This window comes from Thermobaculum terrenum ATCC BAA-798, assembly GCF_000025005.1.
Taxonomy (GTDB): domain Bacteria; phylum Chloroflexota; class Chloroflexia; order Thermobaculales; family Thermobaculaceae; genus Thermobaculum; species Thermobaculum terrenum.
This window is the reverse complement of record NC_013525.1, coordinates 1,293,386-1,311,620: the sequence shown is the minus strand read 5'-3', so window position 1 is coordinate 1,311,620 and position 18,235 is coordinate 1,293,386. Positions and strand designations below refer to the sequence as shown.

Genomic DNA, 18,235 nt, shown 5'->3' with positions numbered 1-18,235 from the left:
TTTTTTATTTAGCTAACGCAGTGTGAGTCCCAAAGTTGTGGCTATTTGCCTAAGCACACATGCTTTGTTGTTGTCGTCGTTCTGAATGATCTCTTCCGATAAACTTCTTAGGAGCTCTACTGCCCTAGGGGTGTTCAAGTTATCTTCCATTGCTTGCCTGAAGAGATCAAACTCATATGTATCTTGAAACTCTGCATCATGTGCTGGTGCTAGGCTTGCGGCTATCCTAATCTTTTGTGCAAGCTTTTCTGCTTCTTCAATCATGCTGTCCTGGTATTCCCAGCTTTCTTGATAATGGTGAGATATTAGTACTAGCCTCACAGCATCGGGAGAATAATTCTGTAAAAGCCTATCTACAAGCACTAGATTGCCCAGGCTCTTGCTCATCTTTTCACCTTGATATCTCAGCATGCCCACATGCATCCAATGCTTTACAAAAGGTGAGATTCCGGTGTAGCACTCGGATTGTGCTCTCTCACACTCGTGATGAGGGAATATAAGGTCAGCCCCACCTCCATGAATAGTTAGAGAAGCTCCTAAATACTTTAGGGACATAGTTGAACACTCGATATGCCATCCTGGTCTCCCCTTGCTCCATGGGCTATCCCAGGCAGGCTCACCTTCCGCGCTCCTTTGCCAGAGTAAAAAGTCCAGAGGATCATCTCGCAGAGGATCCTCTGGATTTCCGCCCCGTTCGCGAGCTATAGCTATCATCTCTTCTCGGCTCAGCTTACTCAGCTGACCAAAGCCTTCATACGTGTCTATATCGAAGTATACGTTGCCGTCCCTGACGTAAGCATGCCCCTTATCTATTAGCTTTGAAACTATCTCCACCATACCATCTATTTCTTGGGTGGCATGAGGATAATGATCAGGCATCCTAACATTCAAAGCCCTAAGGTCAGAGAGAAATCTGTTAGTTTCTCTTTCTGCGAGGTCAAGATAGAACATATTAAGTTCTTTAGCTTTTCTTAGTATATCGTCGTCTATGTCTGTTACGTTTTGGGTATAGATGACTTGGTATCCTGTAGATTCCAGATATCTTATCAATACATCAAAAGTTACATACAGAAATGCATGTCCTAAGTGAGTAGTGTCATATGGTGTAATACCACAGACGTAGACGGACACCCTACCATCTTCGCCAGCTAAGGGTTTGATCTGATTTGTGAGTGTGTCATAAAGTTTCATACAGTAAGATAAAATCCTCCTCTCTTGGCGGATGGGTGTTGTGATTAACAACCTGCGGACCTATTATACACTTACGTACAACTAGTACTATTCTAGGTATCATGCAGCACTTTCGGCATGTTTGGAGGCGCTATGACAATCTATGATGTTACTGTGCCTATACAAGATGGACTTCCGGTATGGCCTGGTGAAGAAGGTCCAACAATTAAACGCACGTCTGACATAGATAGTGGTGACAAGGCCAATGTCAGCCTAATTAGAATGGTGACTCATACGGGCACTCATGTGGACGCGCCCCTGCATTTTTTTGCCAGGGCTAGAAGCGTTGATCGTATTCCGCTAAGCGTACTGTGTGGTCCGTGCCTTGTAATAGATAAGATAGGTAATGGTCATATATCTGCAGGTGATATACCAGAATTACCTTCTCATATAACACGGGTTTTGTTCAAAACCACAAATTCTACCTTATGGGAAAATCCAACCCATGATTTTGTCAACGAGTATGTGTGTCTTGAACCGGAGGCGGCTGAATTACTAGTTAGAAAGGGGATTCAGCTAGTTGGTATGGATTATATGTCTGTAGAGCCGCCCACAAACCAGGAAAATCCAATACATAGGCTGCTTTTAGGGAACGGTATAGTTATTATCGAAAACTTGGATTTACGTAATATTTCTCCCGGGGAATATAACTTAGTGTGTCTGCCATTAAAGCTATCAGGGGCAGATGGGGCACCTGCGAGAGTGATACTCATATCTGACAAGTGATAGAATTGTCGTGTAAGGAGTGTGTATCAATGGCTGTACGAAGAATATTACAAATGGAAAATCCCGATGATCTAAGCGTCCTTCGGAAGAGGTCCTCGCCTGTAACTAAATTTGATAGCGAGCTGAGGAAGCTTGTTGAGGACATGATTGAGACAATGCGCGAGGCCGATGGGGTGGGACTTTCCGCAGTTCAAGTTGGTGATCTACGCAGGGTCGTAGTGATGGAGATGCCGGGGAAATACGAGCAAGATGAAGATGGTAACCAGATTGAGGTATCTCCACCTAAGTTGTATGTAATGATAAATCCTGAGATTACAAAGGTGTCACATGATAGGATTCCTATGCAGGAGGGTTGCCTTAGTCTTCCAGGTAGGTATGCTGAAGTTCCCAGAGCCCCGTGGGTAGAGGTACGTTACAAAGACCTGAATGGCAAGGAACATAAGCTTCTAGCTGAAGAACAACTTCTTAGCCAGTGCATACAACATGAGGTGGACCACCTCGATGGTATCTTGTTTACCGAGAGGATAGTTGATTGGAGTACCTTTAGAGACGAGCGCCAAAAGCAGAAGAAGTCTCGCTTTCCTCTACCTAGAAGCAAGAAGATAGATCTACCGGATGAATTATTAGTTAGCAGGCGATAGTTTTCTATGCAGCATATGGAATCGAGAGGCCCCGTCGTAGCTATAGGGGCTATCGTACTTAAGGATGACCGGATACTTTTGATTCGTAGGGGTAATCCACCTAACCAGGGGCTATGGAGTGTGCCTGGGGGCAAAGTTAGGTTGGGTGAAAAGCTACAGGAAGCCGTCAGGAGGGAAATTAGAGAAGAATGCTCTATTGACTGCATCCCTCTAGATCTGTACGAAGTAGTTGAGCGCATTTATCACACTCCGGATGGTGAGATATCTTATCATTACGTTATTGTAGACTTTCTGGCGTTGTGGGCTGGTGGAGAACCAATTGCGAGGGATGATGCACTAGATGTTGGATGGTACGGATTAGAGGATCTTAACGGCATTCAAACTACTGAGGGATTATCAGAGGTAATTCACAAACTGCTACTGAGATACAAATCTCAATTAAAGGCGATATCCTAACCACCTATTTGGCTCATAGTCCTGCTAGCCCTCACGAAGCCTGGCTCATTTATCTTATGCTTCATTTCTTTCTTCTTGATAGCTTGCAGCATTATTTCCCCTATCTGATCATCTGACATGCCTGATCTTAATGGGGTACGTAGATCCGTCTCCCAGGTAGAAAACAGACAAGTCCTCAGTTGACCATCTGCAGTTATCCTAATTCTGTTACATGTAGAGCAGAAAGGCTCAGAGACTGGATTTATAAATCCTATCTCCCCTTTACCGTCAGCAAACCTGTATACCCTGCTGGTGGAGGATGGGTCCGTGTCAACTGGTACCAGGGGATAGACGGCATTAATCATCTCAAATATCTCTCTGCCGGTCAGGATCTTGTCCGGGGACCAGGTTTGATCCGCGTCCAAAGGCATAAACTCAATAAATCGGACTACATATGGCTTTCTTCTAGCAAGTCGAGCGAAATCGAGTACTTCTGGCTCTGTGAATCCTCTTATAGCTACTGTGTTGATCTTGATTGGTCTTATGCTAGGATACTTCTCAAGTTCTTCCAGCCCTGCCAGCACCTCAGAAAGGTGGTCCCGCCTCGTTATGTGCTGGAACTTCTCCCTTACCAGAGTGTCCAAACTTACATTTATGCGAGTGAGACCTGCTTCTGCCAGGTCTTTCGCCATCTTTCTAAGAAGGAAACCGTTCGTTGTCAAAGATACGTCTTCTAGGCCTGGGATGTTCACCAAGCGATGTATAAGCTCCGGTAGGCCAGCCCTCACCGTGGGCTCGCCCCCTGTGACACGTACAGACTTAATTCCTCTCTCTACAGATATTCTTACGAGGCGCTCTATCTCATCGAAGGTCAGCAGCTCAGATTTCTTCAACCACGGCAAACCCTCTGCTGGCATGCAATAAGTACACCTGAAGTTGCATTTATCTATGACGGATATTCGCAGGTCTTCTATATGTCTACCAAAGCTATCTATGAATTTTTGAGGATGATGATTGAAACTCATATCTTTATGCTCATTATACAACTGAGGGACTTTAAATTCTTCAGTTACTAAGAACTATTGCAAGGTTTGTCTAGGTATAGATGGACATCAAGTACGATGCCAAGAGTCCTAAGCTATAGCCTCTGAACGGTACTGGAGTTCGTAGAGTCTATAGTAATAACCTCTTTGGGCAAGTAACTCCTGATGATTGCCCTGCTCGACTATTCGACCTTTGTGCATTACTATAATGCGATCTACATTCTGTACAGTTGATAACCTATGAGCTATTACTATGCTCGTCCTACCCTTCATGATCTTAGCAAGAGCTTCTTGGATAAGCGCCTCCGTCTCAGTATCTATGCTTGAAGTTGCTTCATCTAATATCAGCAGCAACTCTGGATTGAAGGCTATAGCCCTAGCAAACGATATAAGCTGCCTTTGCCCGTGAGAGAGTCCCGCCCCCCTCTCGAGAACAGGTTCGTTATACTTCAGGGGCAGCTTTTCTATAAATGTGTGAGCATTTACATACCTGGCAGCTTCCTCGACCTGCTGATCACTAATACTGGACTCATGCAGGCGTATATTACTAGCTATAGTCCCCGTAAACAGAAATGGATCCTGTAAAACTAACCCTATGTGTCTTCTGAGATCTTTGATTGAGATCTCTTTGATATCAATACCATCTATAAGTATCTGCCCTTTCTGTATGTCGTAGAATCTACATAACAAGCTTATTATGCTAGTCTTGCCTGCTCCAGTGGCACCAACTAGAGCAACACTTTCTCCCGGCGATACTTTGAAACTCACGTCCTTAAGAACCCACTCTTCATCGTTATAGGCAAACCACACATTCTTAAACTCAATCTCTCCTCGAATATGCTGCAATGGTTTGGCATCGGAAGCATCCTTAATTGCTGGCTGCTCATCTAGCAGCTGGAAGATACGTTCGCAGGCAGCCATGGCACTTTGCAAGGCATTATATTTTTCCGACAGGTCTCTAATGGGTAAGAAGAATCTATCTACATACTGGAGGAATGCCACTAGGGACCCTATGGTAAGGGTTTCTGCTATTACGCTCCTTCCTCCGAACCATATAACTAACGCAGTGGCCGAAGCTGTAATTAGTGAGAGCAATGGTCCAAAAAGGGCAAAATAGAAGAGTGAGCGCAGTGCTGATTTCTTATAGTCCTGATTAAGGTCATTAAACTGTTGAAAGTTCTTATCCTCTCGATTGAATAGTTGAACTATATGCATACCACTAACATTTTCAGATATGAATGCGTTGATACGTGATAGCCTGACTCTTAATGCCCTGAAGGCTGCACGCATTCTCTTCTGAAGAAAATTAGTGATTACCACTAGTACGGGGACAACTAGCATAGTTACTATTGCTAGCTTCCAGTTAAGCCAAAATATAAGGACCGTGATCCCTAGCAATGTAAATGTGTCGCCGATAATCGTGACCATACCAGATGTCAGAAGCTCGTTGAGGGAGTCTACATCATTGGTAACCCTTGTTACGATCCTGCCTACTGGTGTCCTATCGAAGAAAGACAATGACAAGCTTTGGATTTTACTGAATAGCTCCATCCTCAGGTCATACATTATCTTTTGCCCGAGGACACCTGTTGCATAGCTCTGAAGGTAGCGAAACAAGAAGCTAAGCAAATTTATGATAAAGTAAACAACGGATATGAAAAGGAGCCCTCTAAAATTGCCTCGAGCTATATAGTTGTCAATAGCTATTTTGATAATATAGGGACCTGCTAGATCTGTTAGGGAGGTACTAATAAGTAGAAATACGCCTAAGATAACTAACCCCTTGTAGGGAACAACGTAGGTAAGCAGCCTCCTAATTAAATTCAGATCATACTGTTTGGCAACTATTTCCTCTTCTTGAATGACCTGACTCAACTTCAACTTCTCTTTCTAATTCTTTCTTCTAAGTATAACAGTACCTATATAACAGGAGGTATTGATGATAAGACAGCTCTGGAGGCTTACTTATGCCCTTAGCTTGGACGAAGTAAGCATGTGTGCTCCTGCTGTATATGCAGAGAGAAAAGGCAGAGCGTGGGTATTAGAAAGGGCGGATGAAAGCGGCTATGAAGGGGTTGCTTGTGTAGATGATGCTGCCAGATTAGCAGTTCTACTACTTAGAGCTTATAAGAGATTTGGACTACCTTGGGCTAGAGATTGGGCTCATGGATTGATCGAATTCGTCAAGTTTATGCAAGAAGATGATGGTAGTTTCGTGAACTTCATACTCGATTGGGATGGAAAGAAGAATTATCATGGGCCCACAAGTTATCCTGGTGGTCAACCTTGGTTAGCTCGAGGTTTATGGGCCTTAGCCTGGCATTACATCGTGTTTGAAGACATGGACTCTCTGGATCGTCTAAGGCGCGGTGTTGAGCTATACCTAAGCCAATCTCATAAGTTTATGGATGTAAATGCTCTGGTCGCCTATGCTCTCTTAGAATTATATGATCACACTCACAATCAAGACTTTCTTGGGGTTGCTCTGTCTATATGTGAGGAGATCGCTTCTCATCATAATCATGGACTACTGCTCATAAGTGAGCATGACGTTTATCCCCACTTGTGGGGTTACATTCAGCCAGGAGTACTTTTCAAGGCTTGTCAACACACCGCTAATGCGGAGTGGTTAGATCTTGCCAATTACAGCTTGAGATCATATTTGGCTCCGATGGTAAGAAGCGGCTTTGATAAAACTACCACTATTCCTTACGAGGTTAGCTCTGCTGTGCTTAACTTCCAACTTGCATACGAACATACGGCTGACGAAGAGTTTAGCACTCTATATACAAAGGCTAAATCCTGGTTCTATGGTGATAATCCTGCCAAATCACCGGTGTATGATCGTAACCTTGGCATGGTGTACGATGGGATCGATAACAAAGTAGTCAGTAAAAATTCAGGTGCAGAGAGCAATATCGAAGGTGCCATGGCGTTGTTTGATGATCTGCCCTGGCATCAATACAAGTTGAGTGAAATAGAGTAGAGATAACTGTGGAACCAATTTGGACGGAAAGATATATCCATGATATATGGGTGCGATCCTTAGAAACTAACCCTGAGAAGAAAGCAAGTCTAGTCTTTCTCCATGGTATCCCAGCTACTTCTTATATTTGGCACCCGATTATGTCAGAGATCGGGGGCCAATATCCTTCTAAGGCTCCCGATCTCCCAGGGATTGGCAGATCGGACCCTATTAACCCACCTACATTGTCTTCCTATCATTATTTTATCGATCGTTATCTTCAAATATTTGCATCTGAGAGTGTCGTCTTAGTAGGACACGACCTGGGAGCTCTATACGCCTTAACCTATGCTGCTTGGAAACGAAGGCGGCTATCAGGCTTGATACTAATGGATACTACCGCGTTCCTGCATCTTGATATCCTGGCATCTCTAGGACTTCTTGCATGGCCGATAGTAGGGGAATTATATCCTCATTTCATAAGTAACCCTAGGTATATGTCCTTGCTTCGAAAATATATCCGGTCTATCTATCCAGTTCAGACCGATGAACTAGTAATTAGGGACGTCATAAGTAATTACTCCAGGCTACTTCCTTGGCAACACATAGTTAAGTCCATTAGGGGCATAGACCCAATAAGATGCCTGATTGCTAGAAGGTTGGTCTGGAAATTGAATTTGCCTGTATTGATCCTTTGGGCGGCGGATGACCCTTATTTTCCTGCTACAGATGCCTACAAACTGAAAGCTTTGTTTCCCAACTCAAAGTTAAAGCTTATTGATGAAGGTGGGCATTTCTTGATGCTCTCTAAGAGTATGGAAGTTGCCGATGCCATATCCGATTTTTTGCAAGAGACAGATATCTTAACCTAGTTTCTGTTTTTGCAGATTTATTACCTGTGAGGTGCTGGATTTTCCTTCTTGTTTATCCTTGCCGTTTTATCCTCTTGTCGACTCGTGAATTTATTAGGAGGATTAGTATGAGTGCTAAATACTATGCAGATACTCTTACTGCTAGAGGATATACCAGACAGTACTCACTGCCAGCAACAAAGAAATCTACAAAAGTTCTGTGGCTTGTGCTGACATTGCTGGTGCTAATCTGCTCCACGATATTTCTCACTCTATTAACTCACTGGGGATATGATATCCTACTCCTGCTGGGTAAGTTTTTATCATAGGGGGATATTTTGGGTAAGACGAGAGCAGTCCTCGCTCTTGACATTGGCGGAAGCAAGCTAGCTTCCGCTGTGGTTACTTTGAAAGGTACTATCATCCAGAAATACGTTCAGCCTACCCATAATCCTAATGACGGCGTTAGCGTCTTTAATCAGCTTGTAGCACTGTCCCGCGCTTGCCTGGCAGCCACATCTGATGATATAGATGTAATTTCTGTCGGTGTCGGAGTGGGTGGGCCAATGATATTACCAGAAGGGGTCGTCTCTACCCTTAACATCCCGGGTTGGCGTGATTTCCCCCTAAAGTCTCGTCTACAGTCTGTACTGGGCTTACCGATCTATATGGATAATGACGCTAAAGCTTTCGCCTTAGGCCAGTATATGTTCGGTGAGGGCAAAGGCAGTAGCTACATGATGGGCATAATTCTTTCTACTGGAGTTGGAGGAGGGATTATAGCTTTAGGTAAGCTTCTGCATGGTAAATCTTACAATGCTGGACATATAGGCCATATGGTTGTCGAACAAGATGGGCCTCAATGTGCTTGCGGTGGTAGAGGTTGCCTTGAGGCCATAGCTTCCGGTCCCTCTATAGCTAAGCTTTACGTTGCAGCTTTACACCCAGGCTCATCTCAGGATACCTCTCAAATCACTTCTGAGGTAGTAGCCCGTAAAGCTTTGCAAGGTGACGAGGACGCTAGAAAAATATTTGAACGAGCAGGCACAGCTACGGGAAGAGCAATAGCTAGTGCCGCCTCTCTACTTGATGTAAACCTGTTTGTCCTTGGGGGAGGAGTCATGCGTTCTGGAGACTTGATACTTAATCCTCTGCTTAGGACAGTTAGAGCTCATGCTAAGCTCTCATTTCTAAATAACCTGGAGATAAGAGTGGCAACAGACCCAGGCGAGGCGGCGCTCATCGGTGCCGCCTCCTTAGCGATAAGTGAGATTATTAGCTAACATAAGGTACTGCTGGGAGTCCTAGGATATGAGCTAAAACGCACACGCTTTAGATCTCAGCAAGCCTCACTTCTACCTGACCGTTACTGATCCTAGTTTGAAATCTCTTGGCGGGGTAAGCTGTAGGCCCGTCTATTATGCTTCCATCAGTAACATCAAATTTAGAGCCATGCCAAGGACAGGTGATTATCCCAGAATCGAACTCCCCTTCACATAAAGGACCCCCTAAGTGCGGGCAGGTGTTAGCTAGTGCATAAATGTTTCCCTGCCATCTGACTAGCATCAATGGCACGCTATCTACGGTAACACACACAGGAGTATTATCTTCCAGCTTGGATTCTTCTATGACGGGCTTGAAATCTTTTGGCTCTTCTAAGGTGCCTACCCAATTGACTCCAGAATGATATTCCATTACTAATTCTCCTCCCAGGTAGGAGGAGGCAATGACAGTTGCATATCCCACAGTAGATAGTAGTTTGCCTGCACCTCTGTGTCCTTGAGATCTAAGCACCAGAGATAGAGAGTAAAGGGCTGTGCTAGATAGGTTCAACAGACCATGCATTAGTCCTACTCTCTTAGGCTTATCTATTAGATGCTGCCAGTCGGTTAGCCCGCTAAGAGAGGCTGGAACGCTTGCCAACAGACCAAGTAAGATCGCCCTATCAGAAGCTTTTGCTAGGGAATGGTCTCCATTTTCAACCATGTCGAGGAAGATAGAAGTTGTCCAAGCACCAATGGGTACATCTGATAGGGCTGGATGTAGAGCATGGCCTAGCCATGTGCCGTTTAGTAGATTTTGAGTTTCCTTTCCTATCCTGCCTGAGCTCTGGAAGGCTTTACCTATGGATTGCTGTATGGCGTCTCCTAAGCTATCCAGCCAGGCTTGCCGGTCTATTGCATCAACTAATTTCTTGAACATAATTGGGCCTCCTCAGGGGGACTTGCCAAGCATTTCAGCAAGAAATAAGCCAAGTAAAGTTTTGCAAAACTCTTCTAAGTGTTATCCTCAAATATGGGCGATCACATAATGAGCGTTGTAATCGAAAGGATCCTGCGTTACAGGTACATAGTTTGTTTGCTCTGGCTGTTGCTCGTTGTTATTTCTCTCCCATCTGCTGTTACTTTGCATGATAAACTCAAACTTGGCGGTTTCACTACCGATAATCTCGAGTCAGTACAGGTTGAGAAGATACTTCAGGAGGATTTTAAGCAATCACCTACTGCTCTAGCGATTGTATTTTACAGCCCAGACCTAACTGCAGATTCTCCTCAGTTCGTTTCGGAAGTAAAAAGGTCTCTTAGCAAGGTATCTAAGCTACCTTATGTAACCGAGATACTTTTTCACGATATATCGCCGCAACAAGTATCGCCAGATAGACATACTGCCATAGAAGTAGTGGGATTAAGTATACCTGCTGAAGAAAGTTACAAGGTTATTGATGAAATTAGAGACAGTATCCGACCAACCTCTCTAGAGGTACAAATAGGTGGTGCTCCTATATTCTATGCTGATATAGAACGCGCTAGCCAGAAGGATCTTCGTCGCGCAGAGCTATTAGCTATACCCATAGGTGCAATAGTTCTCTATTGGGTTTTCGGATCGATCGTTGCTGCAGCTCTACCCCTCATAGTAGGGGGTGTATCAGTGTTTATAGCTCTTGGTCTTCTCAGCCAAGTGGCAGACCACACTGATATATCTTTGTTGGCAGTTAATGCTGTCACCATACTAGGTTTGGGATTGGCCGTAGATTATTCGTTGTTTATTGTTACTAGGTTTAGAGAGGAGTACGAAAACTCAGAAGACGTAGAACAATCTGTCGCTATAGCTGTGACTACAGCTGGCAAAGCAGCGTTCTTCTCTGGGCTCACAGTAGGACTTGGGCTAACAGGCCTGATACTGTTTAAGTTCATGTTTCTAAGATCGGTTGGCATAGCTGCAACTGCCGTAGTCACCTTATCGATATTGGCATCCATTATTCTACTTCCCGCCTTGATAGCTATTCTAAGCAGGTTTGTTGTTAGAGGTACCCTTTCAAGATCTATAGCAGGCAGTTATATCTTCTGGCGATCCCTAGCTGAGAAAATGATGAGCAAACCACTACTAGTAGTATTCCTAGTAATGCCTGTGCTTGTGTCGATGGGGTTACCTTTTTTGAACGCACGCTTTAGCTCACCTGATCCTAGCATATTACCCACTCAATATGAGTCTCGGAGAGTATTCGACCTAGTTAACGAAAGCTTTGGCCCAGGTAGTTCTGCACCAATTACAGTTGTAGTGGAAGCGAATAAACCCCTTACTTCACCCAGTTCCCTGGATTTACTTTTTAGGCTCTCGCGTGCTGTTCAACAGGAAGCGGGAGTGACAAGAGTATTCAGTATAGTTGATATTGATCCAAGGTTAAGCTTAGAGCAATACAAGCTTATCTATGCTAATGCTCGTAACATAAGGGATCCATTTGCGGATACTTTCCTTCGATCCTTTCTCTCCGGGAACAAGACTTACATGCAAATATTTACTGAGTATGGATGGAATGATCCTAAATCTAAGGATATTGTTACTAAGTTGCGAAATACACAACTACCTGCGGGTTATAAGCTATTGGTGGGGGGCCCTACAGCTCAGGTAATGGATATATCTTCCGAGCTTTGGAGGGAATTTCCCCCTGTGTTCTTTTTTGTTATTGCTAGCACTTATATAGTGCTTCTGTATCTCCTTAGATCACTGCTACTTCCCCTGAAAGCGATAACTATGAATCTGTTGTCTATATGTGCAAGTTTTGGGGCACTTGTATGGATCTTCCAGGAAGGGCACCTAAGCAGGTTGTTTAGGTTCGACCCGCAAGGATATGTTGAATCCACGCTGCCTATCCTCATGTTTTGCATCTTATTTGGTTTGTCCATGGATTATGAGGTGCTATTACTAAGTCGTATCAAAGAAGAATGGGATAAGCATAAAGATAACAAGCAAGCTGTGATATCTGGCCTTGCAAGAAGTGCAAGAGTAGTTACATCAGCTGCTCTTATAGTGGTAGTAGTGGGGCTGTCTTTTATATCAGCTGAGATTATCCTTACAAAAGCCTTGGGTTTGGGTACTGCTCTGGCGGTTTTGATAGATGCGACTCTTGTACGGATGATCCTTGTGCCGGCACTGATGAGACTCTTGGGTGATTGGAACTGGTGGATGCCTAGATTAAGTGCGGTCTCACAGAGGGAGCATAGTATTGATGCTGAAATGTAGGTATCTTTTTATTATTTGTGTACTTATATTCCTTATGCCAGCATGCTCAGCCGGATTACAGACAGCACCGGAGGGACAAATTCAAGGATACAACCTGGATAGCATAAACACTACTCCAGTTCCCGATTCCTTACCTAGGCTGACTTTGCCAAAGGATGATCTTCCTCATGATTACCTAACTGAGTGGTGGTATTATACAGGACATTTGACAAGCCAAGATGGCCATAGACAGTATGGCTTTGAGTTCGTCATATTTCAGGTGGATCGAAAGAGTTTTCCCAAGATATATCTAGCCCACTTTGCTATCACCGACTTGAATCGAAGATCCTTTAGTTATGATCAGCGTAAGCAATTTGGAGGAAATACTAACACAACCCATAGGTTGAACTTAGCCTTAGGTTCCTGGACTCTGGAAGGCCTTGGTGGGAATTATAAGATCCGAGCAGACATGAAAGGCTATTCTATAGATTTAAACCTTAGCACTCAAAAGCCTCCTGTACTCCATGGGGACGATGGAGTAATATCTTTTGGCCCTGCTGGAGATTCGTATTATTACAGCTATACCAAGCTACTAGTTAGAGGAATCCTAATAGATCGTGGAGTAAAGTATGCCGTAAATGGGCGAGCATGGATGGATCATCAGTGGGGCAACTTCCTTACGAATCTAGGAGGGGGATGGGATTGGTTTAGCCTTCAATTAGACAATGATACTGAATATATGATCTTTGTTCTGCGTGATAATAGGGGCAGATGGCTGGGCCAATTTGGCACCTTTATCGATAAACTTGGCAGAAAGCGTGAACTAAAATCTAGTGATTTTTCCATACGAGTTACTGATTATTGGACTAGTTCACTTACAGGGGCAAAGTATCCTTCGGGCTGGCAAATACATATCCCAGGAGATAACAGGCAAATAAGGATAAAACCACTAATAAAAAACCAAGAACTGAATACTGAGCAAACTACCGGGGTAACATATTGGGAAGGTGCTGTAGGAGTCTTTGAAATATCAGGTACAGGATCAACAATTGGTAAAGGATATGTGGAACTAACAGGGTATGCTGATTAGCACTTACGCTAGACCTAAGTTCTTGGCAGCTAAGATCAATCTCTCTATAAATGGGCGCAGAAAATTAGTTATAAGAAGGGCTATGAAAGCTGCTAATGCGCCTACAATCCACCCAGCTAAGACGTCACTGGGGTAGTGAACTCCCGCCATAACACGAGCTATACCTATTGAAGCTGCCAGAGGCAACACCAAAGGTGCAAGCCTCTTATCATGTAAGGATATACCTATAGCTAGTGCCATTGCCACTGCGGCTGCGTTGCTGGGGAAAGACGAATCAGTGGGCCTATAAAACAAAAGGTTGACATCCAGATGCATGAAAGGTCGATCTCTGAAATAGAATATGTTGCTAGTAGCCACTATAATGTTAGCAATCCCAACTCCGATCGCAGCATTGATTGCGCCTAATTTCCATCTAAGGTTTTCTAATTCCTTAGCCCCAAACCACATAAATAGAAGCACCAGTGATAGGCTAACGGGAACGAAGTATTCGTTTACCAAAAGCTGAACCAATACATCAACTACTGGGTTCTTACCCACCATACTGTTTAGTTTGAGCAAGAGTTGAGTGTCTATGGAGTTCATTAGCTACCTCTGTAATTGCTCTCTTTCTTGTAAGTTCTGGGACTTATAGCAAGTTTAATCTCCTCATAGGCTTGTGAAATTCGTGAAGAGGCTAAGGATAGGATTTGTTCTTTGTTGCTGTGCCTGATCAGATTAATAAATAAACAAAAAATCACGGACAGTAAAGCGGAGAATAAAAACACACCGAATAGTTGTGCTCCCTCTAACCTTGGCCAAGGGCATTGATAGAAAGGCGACATGGGAGGATAGAATTTTGGATGCAATACTATGCCTTTTATGCTTTTGATGGCGTAACTGGCTTGTGTGAAGAAAAGCACATAAGAAATTAATACACACGCAAGTCCTACGAATATGTTAGCTGGTTTACTACCGAATAGCTGGAGATACTTCCTGCCTGCCCTTACTGCTGCCAGCTGTAAAATCCCTAGGCAGGAAAAGAAAGTCAACAAAAAATATTGCCAAGTTATCTCGTGAAACAAGAACGACATTTAGTTCTCCTCGCCAGAGACTAAGGCCATAACATTGCAATACTACGTTAGGAAACTCTATTATAGGATTGCAATGCTCTGTAAACCTGTTGATTATAACTTACTCCAGATGGATGCGCTCCATGAAGAGTGTGGAGTAATAGGGATATGGCAGCCTCGGGAGGTGTTCGATACAGCTAACTACTTAGTACTTGGTTTGACAGAGCTTCAGCACCGAGGACAAGAGAGCGCAGGGATAGCAGTATATGATGGGAACTCCATACATACCCATATAGGGATGGGTAAGGTAAGGGAGGTATTTAGGGACGGCCCCCCTCCCATCCAGGGCAAAACAGGTATTGGCCATGTAAGATACTCCACTACAGGATCCAGCTGTGTCGAAAACGCTGGTCCTTTTCTTGTGGGGCAGCATCCTCTGCAGATGGCGCTAGCTCATAACGGTAATATCTCAAATTCTGAGGAACTCAAGGCTTTAATGCCTGACGAGACATTCGTCTCTAACACTGATAGCGAAGTAGTTGCACGTCTCATAATTCGGGCGCCAGGTAGTAGTCTAGCAGAGAAGCTATGTAGTGTGGTGCCTATGCTGAGAGGCGCATACAGCTTTGTAATGCTTTATGACGGTAAACTTTATGCTCTACGCGATCCTCTTGGCATGAGGCCTCTTGCCTTCGGCAAGATAGGTGATGCTTGGATACTGGCTTCTGAGAGCGCTGCGATAGAGAAGTTGGGAGGCGAATATATACGCGATGTTCTCCCCGGGGAATTGGTAGAGATAGGACGTGATGGCGTCAGGAGTAAGATAATAGCTTCAAGTGATCGCCATGCATTCTGTGTTTTTGAGTACATTTATTTTGCTGGAGCCGCTACTACCATAGAAGGCAAATATGTATATTCAGTTCGGCAAGCCCTTGGCAGGAAGTTGGCTCAGGAGCACCCTGTATTTGATGCTGACCTGGTGGGCGGAGTCCCAGATTCGGCTATTCCCGCAGCTATTGCATACGCCAGTGAATGCGGTCTTCCCTACGAGGAAGTATTCATCAAGAGCCGCTACGCTGAGAGGTCATTTATAAAACCTGATCAAAGGCTAAGGCGTTTGGAAGTAGATCTGAAATTTTCTATAGTGAAGCCAAATGTAGAGGACAAAAAGATAGTTATTGTGGATGACTCCATCGTCAGAGGCAATACCATGAAGCGGGCAGTAAGTGCCCTAAGAAGATATGGCGCAAAGGAAGTTCACTTACGGATAACGTCTCCTCCACTCAAGCATCCATGTTACTACGGGATCGACATAAAGTCGGATGAAGATCTGATAGCTGCGCATTCTACTGTGCAGGAGATTGCCGATTACATAGGGGTTGATTCGTTAGGATATCTCAGCTTGCAAGGTCTGGCCGAAGTTATAACCGATAAGTTAGGTCAGGAGGCTTTGTCCTTATTCCATGCAACACACTGCTACGGCTGCTTTGATGCCGTAGGGTATCCATACAGCAAGCTGTCACCAGAACCAGCTTATAGCTCTTCTACATAGATGCATTCCTCTTGGTGCATCGGACTATATATTCCTTGCTATTTTTATTTTTCTGCAGTCGATAAGGCCCCAACTTTCTACGTCCACGTTGTAAGAGAAAGGGTCTATAAATACACCGTTACATGCTTTACTTTCATCTTGAGTCTCGAATAGCTCCTGAATCAGACTCCACATAATATCCTTTGGAATTAGATGTCGGTAGCCTGGATATACGTAAGAGAATAAGATTAGATGCCATAATAGCAGTGCTCTATGCCTTCCAAGCCTGTCTATAACCTTGTTCCAGTCAATATTTCCCTGAAGAGCAAGTATTATATGAGCAATATCATGCCCATCGAATCTGTGTCTTACTGCCACGAAACACTTGGAAGCGATAATCTCCTCAGGTGAAAGTATGCTAACCTTGTACCCTAGAAAATCAATACAGGAGCCTCCCTTTATGTGCTCCCTTTCGATTACTAGCTCCCCGTTGTCGTTGCCAAATATCAGATCTATGAATAAATCATCTATATAGGCTTTTATTAGCCAATGCGTAAATTCTACTTTGATGGTAAATCCTGCCTCTTCAAGAGCCTTAGTAGCTTGCTCTACATCTCTGTGAGATATAAAAATATCTATATCCTTTGTTCCTCTCCAGAGGCCAGTGTAAGCGTTTAGCGCTATTGCCCCTCCAAGAGCAAAAGGTAAGCTGGACCTGGTTAGGGCACTTACCGCTTTACGGTATACTTCTTGCTCACGCTCACTAAATGAAATAGCTTTTTGGTGAGAGGTAGATTGTAATTCTTGTTTGCTTATAGTGTGAGTTTTGGGTGTGCTCATAGGTAAATGCTGCCTATATAACCAAGGAAAATATAGTATCATCTTGAAGAGCATAAATCGTGCCGGAATATCTATCAAAGACAAAGATGCGGGAGGTTCTTGATGTCAAATAGCGGTGCTACTAATAGCGATGCCTCTGACCGTAGCCATCATGCTGTTGCTAGTGGCTTGGAAGGCATCGTAGTGGCGCAGACCGAGCTTAGCGATGTGGATGGATTACATGGAAAGCTATGTATCAGGGGGTATGATGTAGAGGAGATAGCGACTAAGGCAATTTTTGAGGAAGTAGCCTTCCTGCTTTGGCATGGCAGACTTCCTAAGAAGCCTGAACTGGAGGAATTACACTCAAACCTTGCAGTAGCCAGAAGACTTCCAGAGGAAACTATCGCAGCATTGAACTTTGCTGCTAAACGTATGCATCCTATGGATGCTCTTCGCTTCGCAGTTGCATCTCTTACAGCTGATGATCCGAACATAGAAGATGACTCACGTGAAAATAACCTCCATAGAGCTATAACGCTCACGGCAAGAGTGCCAGTAATAGTGGCGACCTATCACCGGTTAAGGAGCGGCTTGTCAGTCCCTGAGCCGAAGGATGACTGGGGAATAGCCGCCAACTTTCTTTATCAACTCAAGGGTAGCGAGCCTGATCCGGCTGAGGTCAGAGCATTAAATACCTACCTGGTTACAGTGGCAGATCATGGCATGAACGCTTCTACATTTACTGCCAGGGTGATAGCTTCCACACAGTCAGATATGGTTTCTGCTATAACTGGAGCGATAGGTGCTTTGAAGGGTCCATTACATGGTGGTGCTCCGGAGGGAGCACTAGAGATGATAGAGGCCATAGGCACCCCGGATAGGGCTGAGTCTTGGATGAGAGAAGCTATCTCTCAAGGCAAGCGCCTCATGGGGTTTGGGCATAGAATCTATAAAGTCAGGGATCCAAGAGCTGAAGTGCTCTATAGAGCTGCAGAGGCTCTAGCTGATGAAACTGGAGAAAAGGAGGCACTGGCTCTAGCCAGAGAAGTTGAGAGAGTAGGGGTACGCATCTTGGCTGAATATAAGCCGGGTCGGAACCTGAACACCAATGTGGAGTTTTACACTGCCCTCCTACTAAGAGAGCTTGGCCTAACCAAGGACTTGTTTACTCCTACCTTTGCGATAGGTAGAACCGCTGGTTGGACTGCTCATATCCTCGAGCAGAAATCCTCTGGGCGTCTGATAAGGCCAGAATCTGAGTATATTGGTCCCAGGGATTTGAAGTACGTGCCTCTAGAGATGCGGTAACATCAGGAATACGCTACAGCCAAAGATAATGTGATATTGGGAGC

Annotated in this window: 16 protein-coding genes; 10 read left to right on the top strand and 6 right to left on the bottom strand. The window is 44.3% G+C overall.

Features of this window, described 5'->3' with window-relative positions:
• Positions 1-12: 12 nt before the first annotated feature.
• The gene (gene cysS, locus TTER_RS06130; RefSeq protein WP_012875149.1) at positions 13-1,191 is read right to left on the bottom strand and encodes a cysteine--tRNA ligase; all 1,179 of its coding nucleotides are present in this window, start codon (positions 1,189-1,191) and stop codon (positions 13-15) included.
• 132 nt (positions 1,192-1,323) lie between these two features.
• Here cysS and TTER_RS06125 point away from each other — a divergent pair, with 132 nt between their 5' ends.
• The 3 genes from TTER_RS06125 to TTER_RS06115 are packed head-to-tail and all read left to right on the top strand — an operon-like array spanning position 1,324 to position 3,053.
• Entirely contained in the window at positions 1,324-1,956 is a 633-nt protein-coding gene (locus tag TTER_RS06125; RefSeq protein ID WP_012875148.1) for a cyclase family protein, read from the top strand.
• Between the two features lie 29 nt (positions 1,957-1,985).
• Positions 1,986-2,597, top strand: a complete 612-nt coding sequence (gene def / locus TTER_RS06120; protein WP_012875147.1) for a peptide deformylase — start codon at positions 1,986-1,988, stop codon at positions 2,595-2,597.
• A gap of 6 nt (positions 2,598-2,603) precedes the next feature.
• The gene (locus TTER_RS06115; RefSeq protein ID WP_012875146.1) at positions 2,604-3,053 is read left to right on the top strand and encodes an NUDIX hydrolase; all 450 of its coding nucleotides are present in this window, start codon (positions 2,604-2,606) and stop codon (positions 3,051-3,053) included.
• Here TTER_RS06115 and moaA read toward each other — a convergent pair.
• Together moaA and TTER_RS06105 are read right to left on the bottom strand one after the other, a co-directional pair.
• Positions 3,050-4,057 (bottom strand): GTP 3',8-cyclase MoaA, encoded by a 1,008-nt coding sequence (gene moaA, locus TTER_RS06110; protein ID WP_012875145.1) that lies wholly within the window; start codon positions 4,055-4,057, stop codon positions 3,050-3,052. The genes TTER_RS06115 and moaA overlap by 4 nt on opposite strands.
• Positions 4,058-4,165: 108 nt before the next feature.
• A complete protein-coding gene (locus TTER_RS06105) occupies positions 4,166-5,950 on the bottom strand; it encodes an ABC transporter ATP-binding protein (protein WP_012875144.1) in 1,785 nt (594 codons plus the stop codon).
• 64 nt (positions 5,951-6,014) lie between these two features.
• Between TTER_RS06105 and TTER_RS06100 the strand changes: the two genes are divergently transcribed.
• From TTER_RS06100 to TTER_RS06085, 3 genes are all read left to right on the top strand, one after another.
• Complete coding sequence (locus tag TTER_RS06100; protein WP_012875143.1) at positions 6,015-7,061, top strand: hypothetical protein; 1,047 nt, start codon at positions 6,015-6,017, stop codon at positions 7,059-7,061.
• Between the two features lie 8 nt (positions 7,062-7,069).
• Positions 7,070-7,912, top strand: coding sequence for an alpha/beta fold hydrolase (locus TTER_RS06095; RefSeq protein WP_012875142.1), 843 nt, complete (start codon positions 7,070-7,072; stop codon positions 7,910-7,912).
• Positions 7,913-8,229: 317 nt separating this feature from the next.
• On the top strand, positions 8,230-9,174 hold the full coding sequence (locus TTER_RS06085; protein WP_012875140.1) for an ROK family protein: 945 nt from the start codon (positions 8,230-8,232) through the stop codon (positions 9,172-9,174).
• 49 nt (positions 9,175-9,223) lie between these two features.
• Here the strand turns inward: TTER_RS06085 and TTER_RS06080 are convergent, their stop codons facing one another.
• Positions 9,224-10,093 (bottom strand): Rieske (2Fe-2S) protein, encoded by an 870-nt coding sequence (locus TTER_RS06080; protein WP_012875139.1) that lies wholly within the window; start codon positions 10,091-10,093, stop codon positions 9,224-9,226.
• A gap of 108 nt (positions 10,094-10,201) precedes the next feature.
• Between TTER_RS06080 and TTER_RS06075 the strand changes: the two genes are divergently transcribed.
• Together TTER_RS06075 and TTER_RS06070 are read left to right on the top strand one after the other, a co-directional pair.
• Positions 10,202-12,412 (top strand): MMPL family transporter, encoded by a 2,211-nt coding sequence (locus TTER_RS06075; RefSeq protein WP_169302639.1) that lies wholly within the window; start codon positions 10,202-10,204, stop codon positions 12,410-12,412.
• A complete protein-coding gene (locus TTER_RS06070) occupies positions 12,399-13,481 on the top strand; it encodes a lipocalin family protein (protein ID WP_012875137.1) in 1,083 nt (360 codons plus the stop codon). The genes TTER_RS06075 and TTER_RS06070 overlap by 14 nt, the downstream gene beginning before the upstream one ends.
• A gap of 3 nt (positions 13,482-13,484) precedes the next feature.
• On the opposite strand, the gene TTER_RS14690 is transcribed toward TTER_RS06070, so the two are convergent.
• A complete protein-coding gene (locus tag TTER_RS14690; RefSeq protein ID WP_012875136.1) occupies positions 13,485-14,063 on the bottom strand; it encodes a phosphatase PAP2 family protein in 579 nt (192 codons plus the stop codon).
• Between the two features lie 561 nt (positions 14,064-14,624).
• On the opposite strand from TTER_RS14690, the gene purF reads away from it, so the two are divergent.
• The gene (purF, locus tag TTER_RS06055; protein ID WP_012875134.1) at positions 14,625-16,082 is read left to right on the top strand and encodes an amidophosphoribosyltransferase; all 1,458 of its coding nucleotides are present in this window, start codon (positions 14,625-14,627) and stop codon (positions 16,080-16,082) included.
• A 24-nt stretch (positions 16,083-16,106) separates the two neighbouring features.
• Here purF and TTER_RS06050 read toward each other — a convergent pair whose 3' ends face one another.
• Complete coding sequence (locus tag TTER_RS06050; protein WP_012875133.1) at positions 16,107-16,901, bottom strand: nucleotidyltransferase family protein; 795 nt, start codon at positions 16,899-16,901, stop codon at positions 16,107-16,109.
• A 102-nt stretch (positions 16,902-17,003) separates the two neighbouring features.
• Between TTER_RS06050 and TTER_RS06045 the strand changes: the two genes are divergently transcribed.
• Positions 17,004-18,191 carry a citrate synthase/methylcitrate synthase gene (locus TTER_RS06045; protein WP_012875132.1) on the top strand — a complete coding sequence of 396 codons (1,188 nt, stop codon included), beginning with the start codon at positions 17,004-17,006 and terminating at the stop codon, positions 18,189-18,191.
• Positions 18,192-18,235 lie beyond the last annotated feature (44 nt).